The organism is Streptomyces sp. NPDC048751 (genome assembly GCF_043198595.1).
In the GTDB taxonomy this organism is placed as follows: Bacteria; Actinomycetota; Actinomycetes; order Streptomycetales; family Streptomycetaceae; genus Streptomyces.
Genome location: NZ_JBICUX010000004.1, coordinates 558542 through 576892 on the forward strand (window position 1 = coordinate 558542; position 18351 = coordinate 576892).

An 18351-nucleotide genomic window follows, 5' to 3' on the forward strand; every position below is an offset into this window, starting at 1 on the left:
CGTCACCCGGAGGCGACACTCGCGGTCGGCGTGCAGCATCGTAGCCCCGCGCGTTCAGGACGGGCCTACGTCATTCGACCCGTTCATCGCCAGGTCGAAGCGCCGAACGGCTTCGGTCATTGCTCGCGTTCCCACAGGGCCGGGTCCTGCTTACGTTGAGGAGGAAGCCCGCGGATCATCGGTCCCCCGAGGAATCACCGAAGAGCCACCGACGAGCCCCCGAGGACGAGGAGGTCTGAGGTATGGACGTGTCCATCGGCACGATCTGGGAGGCGGTCTGCCGTGCGCTGCCCGATGCCGTCGCCATCGCCGCACCCGGCCGGACGACCACGTACCGGGAGTTCGACGAGCGCGCCGCACGGCTGGCCACCGCGCTGGCGGAGGCCGGGGTGGGCGAGGGCGACACGGTGGCCTGCTACCTGTTCAACGGGGCCACCTACCTGGAGACGGTCTTCGCCGCGTTCAAGCTCGGTGCCGTGCCGGTGAACGCCAACTACCGCTACACCGACGACGAGCTCTCCGGACTCCTCACCGACGCCGACGCGGCCGCCGTCGTGTTCAGCGGCGCCCTGGCCGACCGGGTCACGCACGCGGCCGGTCATGTCCGCACCCTGAAGCTGCTCGTGAGGGCGGGTGATCCGCCCGCCGACGGCCCGGCCGGACCCGCCGTGCCCGAGCTGGAGGAGCTGCTGGCGGCGCACGCACCCCGTGAGCCGCGACGGCGTCCTGGTTCGGACCGGCTGTTCATGTACACCGGCGGGACCACAGGCAGGCCGAAGGGCGTCGTGTGGCGGCAGAGCGATCTGCTCCACTCCCTCGTGGTCCCGATCTTCCGCCCGCTCGGTGTCGCCGAACTCCCCGCGACCCTCGACGACGCCGTGACCGTCGCGACCAGGGCACACCGCGAGGGCCGTGCCCCGACCACCATGCCGGTCGTGCCGCTCATGCACGCCACCGGGCTGTTCAACACCATGGGCGCCCTGATGGTCGGCGGCAGGGCCGTCACCGCCCGGCAGGGCGGTCTCGACCCGGCGCACGTCTGGCACACGATCGCCGAGCAGCGGGTCGACACGGCCATCGTCGCGGGCAACGCCGTGTGCCGGCCGCTCGTCGACGAACTGGTGCGCGCGGAACGGGCGGGGACACCGCACGACCTGCGCTCCCTGCGCAGGTTCATCAGCTCCGGCACCGCGCTCAGCGACACGCTGAAGAGAGCGCTGCACGAGCGGGCCGAGGTCACGGTCATCGACGCGATCGCGTCCAGCGAAGGGGGGCCTTTCGCCTTCGCGATCACGTCCTCGGTACGGGATCTGCCCGCCCGTTTCTTCCCCGTTCCCGCGACCCGGGTGATCGGCCCGGACGACCACCCCGTCGAACCCGGCAGCGGCGAGACGGGACACCTCGCCTACCGCGGACCCATGCCGCTCGGCTACTACAAGGACACCACCAGGAGCGCGACGACGTTCCGCACCATCGGCGGGGTCCGGTACGCCGTTCCCGGCGATCTCGCCACGCTCGAGGCCGACGGCGCGATCCGGTTCCTCGGACGCGGAGCCGGCGTGATCAACACGGGTGGCGAGAAGGTGCACCCCCAGGAGGTCGAGAACGTCCTCCTGACACACCCCGCGGTGACCGACTGTGTCGTCGTCGGCGTCCCCGACGAGACCTGGGGCGAACGGGTGGCGGCCGTGGTGGCGCTCCAGCCCGACAGCGCCGTCACGGCCGGCGAACTGCGCGACTGGGTCCGGCGGAGCCTCGCCGGTTACAAGGTGCCGCGTGCCGTCGTCCTGACGGGCAGCCTGCCACGGACTCCTACCGGCAAGCTCGAACTCGCCTGGGCCAGGAAGACCGCCCGGGAGTCCGGCGCGAGCGCCGGAACGTGACAGGGCCCCACCCCATCGCCTCCCCCTGTCCCGTGTTCCGTGCCTGTCCTGGACCCAAGCCAAGGAGTACCGATGAGCCTCGACACCCCCGCCTCGTCCGCGGGGCGGCTGCTCGCGACCAGCGCGCACGCGGGCGACTTCGTCCGGCGGGCGGGAGGCGCCACCCACATCTGGGTTCCCTTCCGGGACACGTGCCTTTACGTGGAGTGCGGGGATCGACTGGCGCGCGCGGACCACCCGGACTTCGCGGACGCCGTTCCCCAGGGCAGCATCACGCGCGACGACCGCTACGGCGCACCGATGTGGCGCGTCGACGCCCGGCAGCTGAACGCCGTCGTGGAGGCCCTGTGGGGCGCGAACCGCCAGGTGAGGATCCACCTCGACCAGGCACCGGGCCCCGCCGACGGGGCTCTCACCGTGGTGTCCCGGCGGACCGTGGCGGAGGGTGTCGTGTCACTGGAACTCGCGCCGGACTCCGGCGGATCGTTGCCGCCCTGGCAGCCGGGAGCGCACATCGACGTGGTCCTGCCCACGGGTGTCGTACGGCAGTACTCGTTGTGCGGCCCGGCGGGAGGCGGGGGCCGGTGGCGGATCGCGGTGTTGCGGGAGGCGGACGGCCGCGGTGGGTCGCGGTGGATCCACGACAACGTCCGTGAGGGCGACACACTGCGGGTGCGGGGTCCGCGCAACAACTTCCCGCTGCGGCCCGCCGCCCGGTACCTGTTCGTCGGCGGCGGCATCGGCATCACCCCGCTGCTCCCGATGATGGCCGAGGCCCAGGCGGCGGGCGCCGAGTGGTCCCTCCTCTACGGCGGCCGGTCCCACGCGTCCATGGCGTTCCTGCCCGAACTGGAGGGCTACGGCGAGCGCGTGACCGTACGACCGCAGGACCGCCACGGGCTGCTCGACCTCGCGGGTTTCCTCGGTGATCCCGACCCGTCCGCCCTGGTGTACTGCTGCGGCCCGGCCGCCCTGATCGACGCGGTCGAGGCCTACTGCGCCGACTGGCCACCCGGGTCCCTGAACGTGGAGCGGTTCACGGCCACCCGGCGGTCCGCCGAGGGCGGGGGCGAGCAGGCCATCGACGTGGAACTGCGGGCGTCCGGGCTCACGTTGACGGTCCCGCCCGGGCAGTCGGTCCTCAGGGCCGTCGAGCAGGCGGGCGTACCGGTTCTGTACTCCTGCGAGGAGGGGATCTGCGGATCCTGCGAGACCGCCGTCGTGGAGGGCGAGGTCGACCACCGCGACCAACTGCTCACCGACGAGGAGCGGGCCGCGGGCGACACGATGCTCATCTGTGTCTCCCGGGCACGCGGTGGCCGCCTGGTCCTGGATCTCTGAACGCGCGTCAGCGAAGGGAAACACCTGTCATGACACAACACGTGCGCAACGGCTGGTACCTGGGGGCCTGGTCCGACGAAATCGGCCGACGGCTCACACAGCGCTGGATCACGGACCTCCCGGTGCTGTTCTACCGACTGCCCGACGGCACGGTCACCGCCGTCGAGGACCGCTGTCCGCACCGCAAGTACCCGTTGTCCCTGGGCCATCTCGACGACGCGGGCATCCTGCAGTGCGACTACCACGGCTACCGCTTCGGCCCGGACGGCGTGTGCGTCGGCGTCGCCGAGCAGGCGGACCGGCCGAAGGCGGCGCTGCGCCGCTTCCCCCTGGTGGAGCGGGACGGGGCCCTGTGGATCTGGCCCGGGGACCCCGAACTGGCCGACGAGGGCCTGCTGCCCGACACCTCGTGGCTGAGCGACCCGGGCTGGACGCAGGTGCACGGCGTGGTTCCGCTGAAGGCGCGGCACCTGCTGCTCCTGGAGAACCTGCTCGACCTCACTCACGAGACGTTCCTGCACCCGACGAGCATCGGCAACGCGGCCGTGGCGGCCACGCCGATCGACGTCACGGTGGACGGCTACCGGGTCGGCTTCAGCCGCCGTATGACCGGGATCCAGGCTCCCCCGTTCTACGAGAAGTCCTGTGGCCTGACCTCTCCGGTGGACCGCTGGCAGGACGGCGAGTTCTACCCGCCGGGCATCTTCGTCCTCAACATCCGCCTCGCCGCCACCGGCACCGAGGAACCCGAGGGCTTCCACATGAAGGTGCTGTACGGGCTGACACCGGCTCTCGGCAACGAGACGCACGACTTCTACGCGCTGGGCCGCGACTACCTCGTCGACGACGAGGAGTTGACGAAGTTCCAGCACGAGCAGCAGCTCGCGGTGATGCAGGAGGACGTCGACGCGCTGGAGGCACAGGAGATCATGTACGCCACCGACCAGGGCGCCATGGCCGAGTCCAGCATCAGGTCCGACCTGGCGGCGCTCCGCGGACGCCGGGCGCTGGCGAAGATGCTGGCCCGCGAACAGCAGGGCGACCGTGCACCGCGCGGCCGGGTGTCCGTATGAGCGGCCGCCGTGTCTTCGTCCTGCTCCACGGCGCCTGGCACGGCGGCTGGGTGTGGCAGCGCGTGGCACCGCTGCTGCGCGCGGCCGGGCACGAGGTGTACGCCCCCACGTTGACCGGGGTGAGCGACCGCGCCCATCTGCTCGGGCCGCAGGTCGGGCTCGGCACGCATGTCCAGGACGTCGTGGCGCTGATCGAGGCCCATGACCTGAGGGACGTCGTCCTCGTCGGACACAGTTACGCCGGGCAGGTCGTCACCGGGGTCGCGGACCGCGTCCCGGACCGGCTGGCGCGGCGCGTGCACCTGGACGCCTTCGTCGGCGACGACGGGGACGCGGCGATCGATCTGCTCCCCGCCACCGTCGCCGGGCACTACCGGGAGTCGGTGTCCGGACCCGGGTTCGGCTGGCTCATCCCGGTGCGCTCGCTGAGCGTGCTCGGCGTCGAGGACCGGGCGGACCTCGACTGGCTGGGCCCCCGGCTCACTCCGCACCCGTGGCTGACCTACACCGAGCCGTTGCGGCTGACCGGCGAGGCGGAGCACATTCCCAGCGCCTTCGTCGAATGCACCGACTGGATGCGGGTGTTCACCCCGCACGCGGAGCGCGCCGCCGCCCGCGGCTGGCCGGTGCACGAGATCGCCACCGGCCACGAGGCCATGGTCACCGCCCCCGGCGACCTCGCCGGACTCCTGCTGGAGATCGCGGCTGCCTGACCCCGCTCCAGCGCCCCCCCCCTTTCCAGCCCCTGAAGGAACACCCGCATGGAATTCCTCGTCCGCACCGAGAACAAGCTGCCCCCGGACACTCCCGACGACATCCGCGAGGACCTGCGCAAGGCCGAACGTGAACGAGCCCTGGAGCTCCGCGCGGCGGGAATCCTCAAGCGGCTGTGGCGCGTCCCGGGCCGCAACGCGACCGTCGGCCTGTACGAGGCCGCCGATCCGGCCGAGCTGCACGACGCGCTGGTCTCCCTGCCGATGTGGAGGTGGATGGACGTCACCGTGGAGGCGCTGGCCACCCATCCGCAGGAGAGGACGCCATGACCAGCCCCCGGGTCCCCGGCACCTACGTCTTCGACGCCGCCGAGAACCGCCGTGGCCGAGCCCTGAACCGGCTGTTCGGATCCCTGAAGACCCCCGAGAACCGCGGGTGGTTCTCCGCCGACGAGGCCGCGTACTGCGACGCGTACGGGCTCAATGCGGAGCAGCGCGACGCCGTCCTGCGACGGGACTGGAACCGGATGATGGAGCTCGGAGGCTCCATCTTCTACGTCTTCAAGCTCGCCGTCCTCGACGAGAAGTCCATGCAGTACCTCGGCGGTGTGTTCACCGGGATGACCACCGAGGAGTTCACGGAGGCGCTCAGAGCGGGAGGGCGGAGCTTTGGCTGAGGTCATATGGGGGCTGGCCACGTCCCACGTGCCGTCGATCGGTGCGGCCATGGACTACGGCAGGACCCAGGCCCTCTACTGGAAACCGCTGTTCGACGGGTACACGCCGGCGCGGGAGTGGATGGCCCGGCACACCCCCGATGTCGCGGTCGTCGTCTACAACGACCACGCCAACGCGCTCGACCTGAACGCCACCCCGACCTTCGCGATCGGCACCGCCTCGTCGTACCGGGTGGCCGACGAAGGGTGGGGCAGCCGCCCCGTACCGCCCGTCATCGGTGCCCCGGAGCTCTCCGACCACCTCGTCGAGCGCTTGGTCGACGCCTCCTTCGACCTGACGGTCTACCAGGAACTCGACGTCGACCACGGCCTGACCGTGCCGCTGTCGGTGTACTGCCCCGACCCCGGGGAACGCTGGCCGTGCACGGTCGTCCCCCTCCTGGTCAACGTCATCCAGTACCCCCAGCCCACCGCCGCGCGCTGTCTGGCCCTCGGCCGGGCGCTCGGCGAGGCGATCCGCGCCTACCCCGAGGACCTCAAGGTCGCGGTCTTCGGCACCGGCGGCATGTCCCACCAACTCGCGGGCGCCCGCGCCGGTCTGATCAACCAGGACTTCGACCGGATGTTCCTCGACGCGATCGAGCACGACCCGGAGAAGCTGGCCACGCTGACACGCGAGGAGTACATCCGCGAGGCCGGCTCCGAGGGCATCGAACTCATCATGTGGCTGATCATGCGCGGCGCCCTGGGACCACGGATCCGCCGCGTCCACGAGACCTATCACGTACCGGCGTCGAACACGGCGGCCGGGATGGTGCTGTTCGAGAGCCTGGGCGCGTGAGGCACGGCACGGATGACGCCCGCGCCGCTCACCGGGTGCGGAACCGGTCGATGGCCGGCTCGTGCCGCTCCCGCAGCTCGGGGTCGGTGACGCCCAGGCCCTCCCGCGGGGCCAGGCACAGCACCCCGACCTTGCCGTGGTGGCGGTTGCGGTGGACGTCGCTGACGGCCAGGCCTGTCTCGGTGAGCGGGTAGACGCGGGAGAGCGTGGGATGGATCCGGCCCTTGACGACGAGCCGGTTGGCCTCCCACGCCTCCCGGTAGTTGGCGAAGTGGGAGCCGATGATCCGCTTGAGGTGCATCCACAGGTAGCGGTTGTCGAACTCGTGCCGGTAGCCGGAGGTGGAGGCGCAGGTCACGATCGTGCCGCCCCTGCGGGCCACGTAGACGGAGGCGCCGAAGGTCTCCCGGCCCGGGTGCTCGAAGACGATGTCCACGTCCTCGCCGCCGGTCAGCTCGCGGATCCTGCTCCCGAAGCGCTTCCACTCCCGGGGGTCCTGGGTGTGCTCGTCCCGCCAGAACCGGTAGTTCTCCGCGCCGCGGTCGATGATCGCCTCGACGCCCATCGCACGACAGATCTCCGCCTTCTGCTCGCTGGAGACCACGCAGATCGGTACCGCGCCGCCCGCCAGCGCGTACTGGGTGGCGTAGGAGCCGAGACCGCCGCCCGCGCCCCAGATCAACACGGTGTCGCCGACCTTCATGCCCGCGCCGTTGCGCGAGACCAGCTGGCGGTAGGCGGTGGAGTTGACCAGACCGGGTGCGGCGGCCTCCTCCCAGGTCAGGTGAGCGGCCTTGGGCATCAGCTGGTTGGCCTTCACCAGCGCCAGCTGGGCCAGCCCGCCGTAGTTGGTCTCGAATCCCCAGATCCGCTGCTCCGGGTCGAGCATGGTGTCGTCGTGACCCGCCGCGTCCTCCAGCTCGACGGACAGGCAGTGCGCGACCACCCGGTCGCCGGGCTGCCAGCGGCGCACTCCGGGCCCGGTGCGCAGGACCACACCGGACAGGTCCGAGCCGATCACGTGGTAGGGCAGGTCATGCCGGGCGGCCGGGCCGCCGGTGCGGGCGTAGCGTTCGAGGAAGGAGAACGTCGGCACGGGCGAGAACAGCGCGCTCCACACCGTGTTGTAGTTGACGGAGCTCGCCATGACGGCGATCAGGGCCTCGCCGGGGCCGGGCTCCGGGGTCGGTACGTCACTGATGTGCAGGGCCTTCGCGGGTTCCCGGTCGCTGACCGGGAGACCGTCGAACATGCGCTGCTCGTCCTTGAGCAGCACGGTGGCCCGGTACGACTCCGGTACCGGCAGGGACGCGAAGTCGCGTGCCTGCGCGTCCGGTGACTCGATCGCGGCGACCAGGTCGGTCATCACCACAGACTCCTCTTGGTCCGGGGGCGTTCGGGGCAAACGTTGCCTGCCGCGGCACTAGAAGCGCGTCAGGTCCTCGATCAGTGCCCGGGCCACCTGGGACTTCTGCTCGGCCAGGTAGAAGTGACCGCCGGGGAAGCCGCGCAGGGTGAAGCCGCCCTCGGTGTGGTCGCGCCACTCCTCGGCCTCGGCGAGGGTGACCTGCGGGTCGTCCCGGCCGACGAGCACGCTGATCGGGCAGCGCAGGGGCGGCCCCGGCAAGTACCGGTACGTCTCCACCGCTGTGTAGTCACTCCGGATGGCCGGCATGATCATCCGGATGACGTCGTCGTCGAGGAGCAGCCGGTCGTCGGTGCCGTTCAGGCGGCGGATCTCGGCGATGACACCGTCGTCGTCCATCGAACGGACCCCACGGTCGCGCAGCCTGGGCGGTGCGGTGCGGCCGGAGGCGACCAGCCCGAGCAGCTCCAGCGAGGAGCGCTGCTCGATCCGGCGGGCCACCTCGAACGCGACGCAGGCTCCCATGCTGTGCCCGAACAGCACCAGCCGGCGCCGCGACAGGGACTCCAGCACGGTGAGGATCTCGTCCGCCAACCGGGAGATCGACGTGATGTGCGGTTCGTTGCGCCGGTCCTGCCGTCCCGGGTACTGCACGGCCAGCACCTCGGCGACGGAGGCCAGAGCATCCGCGAGCGGCCGGAAGTAGCTGGCGGAGCCGCCCGCGTGGGGGAAGCAGATCAGCGACAGGTCGGTGTCCTGGGGGGCCGGACGGTAGCGGCGGATCCAGAGCGTTTCCGCGGTCACGGCGTCGGTCATTGCCGTACCTCCGGGTGCGGCGAGGACGCGGTGGGCGTCGGAGGTGTCATGCGCATCAGCCGGTGACCCGGACCGGCAGCTCGGCCAGGCCCCGCATGATGATGTTGGGCACCCGGGCCGGGGTCCGGGTCACCAGTTCCAGGTCCAGCGCGGCCAGAGCGGTCACCGCGGCCTGTGCGGTGAGCCGGGCCAGGGGCGCGCCGACACAGAAGTGGATGCCGAGGCCGAAGCCCAGGTTGCGGCCGGCCGGCCGGTCCAGCCTGAGCTCGTCGGGGTCGTCGTAGACCGCGGGGTCGTGGCTGGCCGCGCCGATCATCAGCATGACCTGCTCACCCGGCTCGATGCGGTGCCCGGCGATCTCGGCCTCGGTCAGGGCGACCCGGGAGATCATCTGCACCGGCGGGTCGAAGCGCAGCATCTCCTCCACCGCGGCGGGCACCTGGTCCGGGTGGGCGCGCAGCCAGTCCCGCTGTTCCGGGCGTTCGAGGAGCGCGAACATACCGTTGCCGATCAGGTTGACCGTGGTCGCGTACCCGGCCGCGAGCAGCAGCGTGCAGGTGACCTCCAGCTCGTGCGGGGTCAGTGTGTCCCCGGACTCCTCGACGGAGACCAGCTCGCTGATCAGGTCGGTACCCGGGGCGGCCCGGCGCTGTTCGGCCAGCTCGCCGATGTACTGGTACAGCTCGGCGCGGGCGCTGTCCCGTTTGGCGATCTCCTCGGGACCGAGCAGGAAGCTCGGGTCCAGGCCACGGGCGATGTCGCCGGACAGCTCGTCGAAGCGAGCGGCGTGCTCGGCGGGGACGTCCAGCAGCGCGTTCTGCATCCGGCCGGGCAGCGGGTGGGCCACCGCACGCATCAGGTCGATGGGGCCGTCACCGGCCTCGGCGCGGGCGGTCTCGATCAGCTCGCGGACGACCTGCTCGGCTGTGGCACGCATCCGGTCCACCTGGCGCGCGGCGAACGCCTTGCCGACCAGGGCACGGATCCGGGTGTGCTCGGGCGGGTCGGAGAAGATGAACGGCCGGACCACCGAGCCGTCGGCCTCGGTGCGGAAGTGGTCGGCGACGGTGGCGCCGTCGCCCCAGCCGAAGCGCTGGTCGCGCAGCACGGCCGAGCAGGCCTCGTGACCGGTCACCGCCCACAGCCCCAGCGGGGTACGGGTCACCGGGCCCGCCGCGCGCACCTGCGCGTAGCTCGGGTAGGGGTTGACCAGGAAGGCCGGGTCGAAGGGGTCGAAGGGCAGGAGCTGGGCTATGAAGCCCGGGTCGAGCATCGGTGCTTCGGTCATGACTGCCTTTCCCGATCCCGCGCGGGACGGCTGTCGCCGCGCGGAGAGGTCTCGTTTCGGTTCGGGTGGTGGTGCGAGAGTCAGGGATTTTCGGGGTGCCGGGCCGGGGGGGTCAGCCCGCGGCGACCGGGCGGGCGGTGAAGTTCACCGGCAGGTGGTCCAGGCTGTTGGCCACCAGACTGGGCGTCCAGGTCAACTTCTCCTCCGGAACCGCCAACCGGAGGTCGTGGAACCGGTCGAACAGGGTGCGCAGCGCGATGCGCGCCTTGAGCCGGGCGAGCGGGGCGCCGATGCAGAAGTGCGTGCCGTGGCCCAGCGCCAGGTGCTTGGACGCGTCGCGGTGGATGTCGAGCGTCTCCGGGTCGGTGAACTGGCCGGCGTCGTGGTTGGCCGCGGCCAGCGAGATCATCACGTGCTCGCCCGCCTTGACCGGTGCGCCGCCCAGCACCATGTCCTCCGTGGCGAAGCGGTACACCACGGTGAACACCGGGCTGGTCAACCGCAGCAGTTCCTCGACGGCGGGGCCGAGCGCCTCGGGGTCGTTCTTGACCTCGGCCAGCTGCTCGGGGTTGCGCAGCAGCGCGAGGATGCCGTTGGACAGCAGGTTGATGGTGGTTTCCGCGCCGGCGAGGAGCAGCAGCATGACCGTGGAGCGGATCTCCAGGTCGGCGAGGGCGTCGCCGTCCTCGTTGGCCTGCACCAGGCCGGAGACGAGGTCCTGGCCGGGGTCGGCGCGGCGCTGCGCGATCAGGTTGGTCAGGTACTCCTCGAACCAGCCGACCGAGGCGATGACCTCCTCCGGGCCGGAGGAGTTGCCCAGGCCGACGAAAATGTAGGTGTTGCGCTCGAACTCGTCGCGGTCGGCCAGCGGCACGCCGAGCATCTCGTACAGCACGGTCGAGATGAGCGGCGAGATGAACGAGTCCTTCAGGTCGGCGGTGCCCGCCTCGGCGACCGCGTCGAGCAGCTCGTCGGTGATCTGCTGGATCCGCTCGCCGAGGTCGGCCACCCGGCGCGGGGTGAACGCCTTGGACACCAGTCTGCGCAGCCGGGTGTGCTCGGGCGGATCGGCGAGGTTCATGTGCTGGTTGAGGATGGACTTGCTGCCGTCGTAGCCCAGCGAGGGCCACAGCTCGGGCAGCGCGTTGTCGAGGTTCTTGCTCAGCTTGCGGTTGTTCAGCGCGGCGAGCGCGTCCTCGTACCTGGTGATCATCCATACCGGGTTGCCGTCGGGCAGCAGCAACTGCTCCACCGGGCGGGGCTCGGGCAGCCCGGGCGTCCACGGGCGGGGGCCCGCCGCGGCATCGGCGTGCACGGGACAGCCGGTGGCCACATCACCGTCGGGGTTCGGCATGTCATGTCCTTTCTTCAGGGTGCTCTTCATCGCCGCGCGGTCGTCGCCGGGGATGAGGTGGTGGGGGCCAACGCGGTGAGTTTCGCGGCGGCTTCGGAGAACCGGTCGGCGCCACCGGAGGCGGCCACGTAGCCGTCCGGGCGGAGCAGCACGAACCGCTGCCGCCGGCCGCCCAGCGGGAAGTGTGCGACCAGCTCGGGCAACCTGCTGGCCAACTCGGCTGCTTGTGAGGTGAGTTGACCGGACGAACCGCCGTAGGTGATCAGCTGGAACCGGCCGGCCATCTCGTCGGAAGGTGTGGGGATCCACCCGGGATCGCGGGTTCCGGGTCGCGGCCGGGAGCGAGACGTCCCGTCGGCGGGGGTGCCGAACAGCACGTCCGGGTAGCGGCTGCGCCAGCCGGCCAGCATCGGCGCGTAGCCGTGGGCCAGCGCGCCGGAGATCTGCAGCAACCGCCAGGTGAGGTCGCGGGCCCGGCGGGCCACCGGGCCGACCACGGCCTGCCGGGCCATCCGGCCGGTGGCCTTCAGGGTCTGCTCGATCGCGGCGCGCCGTTCCGGGTCGTAGGTGTCCAGGATCGACTCGTGCAGCCGGCCGTGCACCACGCCGGCGAGTTTCCAGGCCAGGTTGCGGGTGTCCGGGATGCCCAAGTTGAGCCCCTGACCGCCGATCGGGCTGTGCACGTGTGCGGCGTCGCCGACGAGGAAGCAGCGGCCGGAGCGCAGGGCGCCGGCCACCCGCTCGTCGCTGGAGAACAGCGTCACCGTGCGCACCTCGGTGAAGCGGAGTCCCCCGGGTCCGCGCTCGTCCAGCAGCGCCTGGGCGTGCTCGGCGGTGGCTTCGGTGCCCGCCGGGACCGCGCCGGAGAGGCGGAACTCGCCGCCGGGCAGCGGGGCGAGCAGCGCGACGCCGGTGTCGGCGAGGAAGTAGTGGATCTCCTCGGTGCTGATTCCCCTGCTGCTGATCCCCTCGGTGCCGGTCTCCCTGGTGCCGTTCCGCCCGGCGCCGTTCTCCCCGGCGATGCGGCCCTCGGCGAGCAGGAACGTGGCCGGGAACCGGGCCCCGGAGAAGTCGATGCCCAACTGGGCACGCACCTGGCTGCGCAGCCCGTCCGCGCCCACCACCCAGTCGGCCTCGATCTCGGTGGTACCGCCGTCCGCGCGGGTCGCGGTGACAGTGACCGTGTGCTCGTCCGGGACGACCTTGGTGACCCGGGTGCCCCACTCGACCGCGACGCCACGGTCGGCCAGCGCCTCGGTCAGCAGGTGTCCGGTGCGCTCCTGGGGCAGCACCAGCGGGGCGTTGACCTCGGTCAACGGCACTCGTACGCTGCCGCCGGAGCCCAGGTGATAGTGCAGCGCGGCGGGCCGGACACTGTCCCGGGCGGCACGCTCGGCCAGGCCGAGTTCGCCGAGCACTTCCCGCACGGGCGGCCACAGCAGGATCGCCCGGGAGCCGGTGTGCGCCTGGTTCTCCGCGTCCACCACGGTGACCTCGACGCCGAGGCGGCTCAGCTGCGCGGCCATGGCCAGGCCGCACGGGCCCGCGCCGACAACCAGAACGGTGGTGCGTCGTCGTGTCATCGCTTCTCCAGCCATTCGTCCACCGCACGGGCCGTACGGTCGGCGTGCTCTTCCAGGACGGTGAAGTGGTCGCCGGCCAGCTCCACCACGTCGTGCGGGTACGCCCAGTCGGCCGGCGGTCGGTCGAACCCGGTGAGTGGCTCGGTGGCGCGGGCCACCAGGATCGGTGTCGCGGAGTCGACGGGCTCCCAGCCGGTGAGCAGCCGCAGGTAGCCGCCCATCGCGGTGAGCCGGGCATCGGTGACCGCGCCGCTGTCGGCCAGTCGCGCGAACATCCGCTCGAACAGGCTGGCGCCGTCGGTGGTCAGTTCGGGGCCGAACACGAAGGTGTCGATGAGCACCAGCCCGACGGCCGGGCGCCCCCGCTCGGCCAGCCGGGCGGCGACGCCGTTGGCCAGCAGGCCGCCCGAGGAGTAGCCGACGAGCACCACCGGCCGCTCCCCCGCCGCCGCCAGCGTCTGACGGGTGGCGGCCTCGATCGCCGCGGACCGGTCGGCGGGGAGCGGTTCGCCGTCGAGGTAGCCGGGCAGCGCGATGGCCGATACCGCGCGCCGGTCGCGCAGCCCGGCGGCGAACCGGGCGTACTGGTGCGGGCCGGAGGTGGCCAGCACGGTGGGCAGGCAGACCAGCACCGGGCCTTCGTCGTGCGCCGTCAGTTGCACCGGCTCGGACAGCGCTCCGGCCTCCTCGGCGGGGCCGAAGGTCGGGCGCAGCCTGGCGGCGGCTCCGAGCAGTTCGACGAACTCGCCGGTCTTCCCGGTTTCGGCCGCCTGGCGGTAGAGGTCGCCGAACATGCCGGGTCCGGCGGTGCCGGCGGCCGGGTCCGGGCCGAGTTCGCCCTGCAGGTGCCGGGCCAGCGCCTCGGGGGTGTCGTGCTCGAACAGGGTGGCCGCGGTCAGTCGCAGCCCGGTGGCCGCCGAGAGCCGGTTGCGCAGCTCCAAGGTGGTCAGCGAGTCGAACCCGTGCTCGAGGAACCGGCGGGCGGGGTCGATCGCGGAACCGTCCGGGAAGCCCAGGACGGCCGCGGCCTGCCCGGTGATCGCGGCCAGCAGCGCGCCGAACCGCTCGGCGGCGGGCAGCGCGGCCAGTTCCCCGGCGGCCGGAGTGGCCGGGCCTCCGGCCGCACGGCGGCCGCGGTCGGGGGTGAACTCGGCGATCAGGGGGCGCGGGCCGGTGAGGGTGTACGCGCCGCGGAACCGCGGCCAGTCCACCTCGGCCAGCAGGAGGCGGGTGTCCCCGGCGGTGAGCGCGTCGCCGAGCGCGGCGAGGGCGCGGTGCTCGTCCAGCACCCCGATGCCCCGGGCGGCCAGGCGTTCCCGGCGGGTGGCCGCCACGCCCGTGGTGTCCGCCGGGTCGGCCCAGGGCGCCCAGGCCACCGACAGAGCGGGCAGCCCGGCCGCGGCGCGATGCTCGGCCAGCGCGTCCAGCGCGGCCGTGGCGGCCGCGTAGGCGGCCTGGCCGACACCGCCGAAGGTGCCGGAGATGGAGGAGAACAGCACGAACGCGGTGAGCGGGGCGTCCCGGGTGAGCTCGTGCAGATGCCAGGCGGCGGTGACGCCGGGGTGCGACGTTGCTGCGGCGGCGGCTCCGTCGAGGGTGCTCAGCGGCGCTTCGGTGAGCGGCACGGCGGTGTGCACCACGGCGGTGAGCGGCTGCCCGTCGGGCAGCTCGGCCGGCAGCGCGGCCACCGCCTCGCGGTCGGTCAGGTCGCAGGCGGCGGTGCGCACCTGGGTGCCCAGTTCGCGCAGCTCGGCGGTGACGTCCTCGGCCACCGCGCCACCGGGATCGACGGTCAACAGCAGCGCGGGGGCGCCCGCGGCGGCCAGCCAGCGGGCCACGGCGGCACCCACGGCACTGTCCGCGCCGGTGACCAGGGTGGTGCCGGTGGGTCGCCAGGCGGCGCCGGTCAGCGCGGTCAGCGGAGCGCGCACCAGGCGGCGGGCGAACAGCCCGGCCGGGCGTACGGCGAGCTGTTCCTCGCCGGTCAGCCCGGACAGCGCCGCGCACCAGCGGGTCAGCGCCCGTTCGTCGGGCCGGGCGGGCAGGTCGACGATGCCGCCGGTGAGGCCGGGGTGTTCCAGGGACACGGTCGGCGCCAGGCCCCACAGCGCGGCCCGGTCCGGGTCACCGTCCGGCTCGGCGTCCAGGGCCACCACTCCCGTGGTGGTGAACCACAGGGGGGCCTCCACGCCCAGATCGACGAGCGCGCGGACCAGGGACACGGCGGCCGGCCAGCCCAGCAGGGCGAGCACGCCGGCCGGCCGCGCGTCGGCCAGCGCGGTACGCAGGGCTTCCGGGTCCGGCGGGTCGGGGGTCACCTCGACCCGGATGACCCGGGCGCCGTGCCGGGCGAGGGCGTCGAGTTCCGGTCCGGTGTGCCCGGGTGGCACGGCGACCAGCCAGTCCCCGGACAGCCGGGCGCCGGCCGGGTCGGACACCGGCCGCCAGTCCAGGGCGTACCGCCAGGACTCCACGACGGACTGCTCGCGTCGCTGTCGCCGCCAGGCCGACAGCGCGGGCAGCACCGCGGCCAGTGGTTCGGCGTCCAGGTGCAGGGTGTCGCCGAGGCGGGCCAGGTCGGCGTTCTCCACCGCTTCCCAGAAGCCGGACTCCACCGGATCGGCGCCGGCGGGCAGGGCGGTGGAGTCGGGCTCGGGCCAGTAGCGCTGCCGCTGGAAGGGGTACGTGGGCAGGTCCACCCAGGCGGTGTCCCGGCCGGCCAGGGCGACGCCAAGGTCGACCGGGGCGCCACGGGTGTGCGCGTCGGCCACCGAGCGCAGGAACCGGTCCGGGCCGCCCTCGTCGCGGCGCAGCGAACCGATCGCGGTGGCGTCGGTCCCGGCGTCCTCGGCGATGTCCTGCACGGCGGTGACCAGCACCGGGTGCGGGCTGATCTCCACGAAGAACCGCAGCCCGGAGGCCAGCAGAGTGCGCACGGCCGGGTCGAAGGCCACCGGTCGGCGGGCGTTGTCGAACCAGTACCGCGCGTCCAGGGTGGTGGTGTCGGTGAAGGCGCCGGTGACGGTGGAGCAGAACGGCACCGTGGTGGCCGTGGGCCGGACGTCGGCGAACATGTCCAGGATGCGCTCGCGCAGCGGGTCGACCTGGTCGCAGTGCGAGGCGACGGTGGAGCCGACCAGCCGGGCGCGTAACCCGTCGGCGGTGGCCTCGGCGACGAACCGCTCCAGTGCGGCCTGCTCGCCGACCACGGTGACCGCGTGGGGGCCGTTGACGCCGCCGATGTGCAGCGCGTCGCCCTGGGCGTCCAGCCGGGCGCGGACCTGCTGCTCGGACGCGGCCACCGACACCACCGCGCCGTTGCCGCGCAGTTCGTCGGCGAACAACTGGCTGCGCAGCACCACGATCTTCATCGCGTCGTGCAGGGACAGCGCCCCCGCGGTGTACGCGGCGGCGATCTCGCCCTGGCTGCTGCCGACCACCGCGGCCGGGGTGAGGCCGTAGGAACGCCACAGTTCGGCCAGCGACACCATCACCGCGAAGAGCACCGGTTGCAGGATCTCTATGCGCTCCATGGAGGGCGCGCCGGGCGCCCCGCGCAGCACGTCGGTGAGGGACCAGTCCACGAAGGAGCGGGCCGCGGTGTCGCACTCTGCCAGGTGCGCGGCGAACACCGGGGCGGAGTCCAGCAGTTCGGCGGCCATGCCCGCCCACTGCGAGCCCTGCCCCGGGAACACGAACACGACCCGGTCGTTCGGCGCCGCGGTGGCGCTGACCAGGGCGTCGTGCGGCCGGCCCGCGGCCAGGGCGCGCAGGCCCTCTGCGAGGGTGTCCTGTTCGTCGGCGACGACCACGGCGCGGTGTTCGAGGGTGGCGCGGGAGCGCAGCAGGGCTGCGGCGAGGTCGGGCAGCGGGGTGCCGCGCCGCACCGTGGACAGCAGCCGGTCGGCCTGGGCGCGCAGCGCCTCGCGGGTACGGCCGGACACCGCCACGGGCACCGGGCCGGTCGTGAAGGCCCGGGCGGCCGGGCCGTCGGCGGAGCCGTCGTGGTCCGGCTCGGGCGGGGCGAACTCGTCGGCCTGCTCCAGCAGCACGTGCGCGTTCGTGCCGCTGATGCCGAACGCGGACACCCCGGCACGGCGTGGGCGGCCGGTCTCCGGCCACGGTCGCGGCTCGGTCAGCAACGCCACGGCACCGGAGGAGAAGTCCACCTCGGAGGTGGGCTCGTCCACGTGCAGGGTGCGCGGCAGGTGGTCGCCGCGCAGCGCCATCACCATCTTGATCACGCCGCCGACCCCGGCGGCCGCACCGGCGTGGCCCAGGTTGGACTTCAGCGAGCCCAGCCACAGGGGGCGGTCGGCGGGCCGGTTGCGGCCGTAGGTGGCCAGCAGCGCGTTGGCCTCGATCGGGTCGCCCAGCGCGGTGCCGGTGCCGTGCGCCTCCACCACGTCGACGTCCGACGTGGACAGGTGGGCCGCGGCCAGCGCGGCGCGGATGACCCGTTCCTGGGAGGGCCCGTTGGGGGCGGTCAGCCCGTTGGACGCGCCGTCCTGGTTGACCGCCGAACCACGCACCACGGCCAGCACGCGGTGACCGTTGCGGCGCGCGTCGGACAGCCGCTCCACCACGAGCACCCCGGCGCCCTCGGCCCAGGCGGTGCCGTCGGCGGCCTCGGCGAACGCCTTGGCCCGGCCGTCGGGGGCCAGACCGCGCTGCCGGGACAGCTCCACGAACCCGGCCGGGGTGGACAGCACCGACGCTCCCCCGGCCAGCGCCAGCGAGCACTCGCCGCGGGCCAGCGACTGGCAGGCCAGGTGCAGGGCGACCAGCGAGGCCGAGCAGGCGGTGTCCACGGACAGCGCGGGGCCCTCCAGGCCCAGGGTGTAGGACAGCCGTCCGGACAGCACGCTGATCGCGTTGCCGGTCAGCAGGTAGCCCTCCAGGTCCTCGGCGGCCTGCGCGGCGAGCATCCCGTAGTCCTGCGCGCCGCTGCCGACGAACACACCGGTCCGGGTGCCGCGCAGCGACAGCGGGTCGATGCCGGCGCGCTCCAGCGCCTCCCAGGAGGTCTCCAGCAGCAGCCGCTGCTGCGGGTCCATGGCCAGCGCCTCGCGCGGCGAGATGCCGAAGAACGGGGCGTCGAAGTCGGCCACGTCGTGCAGGAACCCGCCCTCCTTGACGTAGGTGGTGCCGGGCCGGTCCGGGTCGGGGTCGAAGAGGCGGTCCAGCGGCCAGCCGCGGTCGGTGGGGAACGCCGACATCACGTCGCGGCCGGAGGCCACCACCTCCCAGAGGTCCTCGGGCGAGGTGATGCCGCCGGGGAAGCGGCAGGCCATGCCGACGACGGCCATCGGCTCGGTGTCGCGCTGCTCGTACGCGCGCAACCGCTGCCGGGTCTCGTGCAGGTCGACGGTGACCTTGCGCAGGTAGTCGCGGAGACGGTCGACATCACTCATGA

Annotated in this window: 13 protein-coding genes; 7 read left to right on the plus strand and 6 right to left on the minus strand. The window is 72.9% G+C overall.

Annotation, left to right across the window (positions count from 1 at the left end):
- The first annotated feature begins 242 nt into the window (after nt 1-242).
- The 7 genes from ACGFNV_RS17265 to ACGFNV_RS17295 all read left to right on the plus strand — a co-directional run bounded on the left by ACGFNV_RS17265 (nt 243) and on the right by ACGFNV_RS17295 (nt 6528).
- Nucleotides 243-1883, plus strand: coding sequence for an AMP-binding protein (locus ACGFNV_RS17265; protein WP_393623289.1), 1641 nt, complete (start codon nt 243-245; stop codon nt 1881-1883).
- A 372-nt stretch (nt 1884-2255) separates the two neighbouring features.
- Nucleotides 2256-3224, plus strand: a complete 969-nt coding sequence (locus ACGFNV_RS17270) for a PDR/VanB family oxidoreductase (RefSeq protein WP_393623338.1) — start codon at nt 2256-2258, stop codon at nt 3222-3224.
- A 29-nt stretch (nt 3225-3253) separates the two neighbouring features.
- The gene (locus ACGFNV_RS17275; protein ID WP_393623290.1) at nt 3254-4297 is read left to right on the plus strand and encodes a Rieske 2Fe-2S domain-containing protein; all 1044 of its coding nucleotides are present in this window, start codon (nt 3254-3256) and stop codon (nt 4295-4297) included.
- A complete protein-coding gene (locus ACGFNV_RS17280) occupies nt 4294-5010 on the plus strand; it encodes an alpha/beta hydrolase (protein ID WP_393623292.1) in 717 nt (238 codons plus the stop codon). The genes ACGFNV_RS17275 and ACGFNV_RS17280 overlap by 4 nt, the downstream gene beginning before the upstream one ends.
- Nucleotides 5011-5058: 48 nt before the next feature.
- On the plus strand, nt 5059-5340 hold the full coding sequence (locus ACGFNV_RS17285) for a muconolactone Delta-isomerase family protein (protein WP_393623294.1): 282 nt from the start codon (nt 5059-5061) through the stop codon (nt 5338-5340).
- Nucleotides 5337-5687 carry a protocatechuate 3,4-dioxygenase gene (locus ACGFNV_RS17290; RefSeq protein WP_393623296.1) on the plus strand — a complete coding sequence of 117 codons (351 nt, stop codon included), beginning with the start codon at nt 5337-5339 and terminating at the stop codon, nt 5685-5687. The genes ACGFNV_RS17285 and ACGFNV_RS17290 overlap by 4 nt, the downstream gene beginning before the upstream one ends.
- Complete coding sequence (locus ACGFNV_RS17295) at nt 5680-6528, plus strand: class III extradiol dioxygenase subunit beta (protein WP_393623297.1); 849 nt, start codon at nt 5680-5682, stop codon at nt 6526-6528. Before ACGFNV_RS17290 ends, ACGFNV_RS17295 begins: the two co-directional genes overlap by 8 nt.
- Before the next feature lie 28 nt (nt 6529-6556).
- Here the strand turns inward: ACGFNV_RS17295 and ccrA are convergent, their stop codons facing one another.
- The 6 genes from ccrA to ACGFNV_RS17325 all read right to left on the minus strand — a co-directional run bounded on the left by ccrA (nt 6557) and on the right by ACGFNV_RS17325 (nt 18349).
- On the minus strand, nt 6557-7894 hold the full coding sequence (gene ccrA / locus ACGFNV_RS17300; RefSeq protein WP_393623299.1) for a crotonyl-CoA carboxylase/reductase: 1338 nt from the start codon (nt 7892-7894) through the stop codon (nt 6557-6559).
- Between the two features lie 57 nt (nt 7895-7951).
- Nucleotides 7952-8710: a thioesterase II family protein gene (locus ACGFNV_RS17305; protein WP_393623300.1), complete on the minus strand. Its 759-nt coding sequence runs from the start codon at nt 8708-8710 to the stop codon at nt 7952-7954.
- 55 nt (nt 8711-8765) lie between these two features.
- Nucleotides 8766-9998 carry a cytochrome P450 gene (locus ACGFNV_RS17310; protein ID WP_393623302.1) on the minus strand — a complete coding sequence of 411 codons (1233 nt, stop codon included), beginning with the start codon at nt 9996-9998 and terminating at the stop codon, nt 8766-8768.
- Between the two features lie 112 nt (nt 9999-10110).
- A complete protein-coding gene (locus ACGFNV_RS17315) occupies nt 10111-11352 on the minus strand; it encodes a cytochrome P450 (protein ID WP_393623304.1) in 1242 nt (413 codons plus the stop codon).
- 26 nt (nt 11353-11378) lie between these two features.
- Nucleotides 11379-12935: an FAD-dependent oxidoreductase gene (locus tag ACGFNV_RS17320; RefSeq protein WP_393623306.1), complete on the minus strand. Its 1557-nt coding sequence runs from the start codon at nt 12933-12935 to the stop codon at nt 11379-11381.
- Complete coding sequence (locus tag ACGFNV_RS17325) at nt 12932-18349, minus strand: type I polyketide synthase (protein WP_393623308.1); 5418 nt, start codon at nt 18347-18349, stop codon at nt 12932-12934. Before ACGFNV_RS17325 ends, ACGFNV_RS17320 begins: the two co-directional genes overlap by 4 nt.
- Nucleotides 18350-18351: the final 2 nt, after the last annotated feature.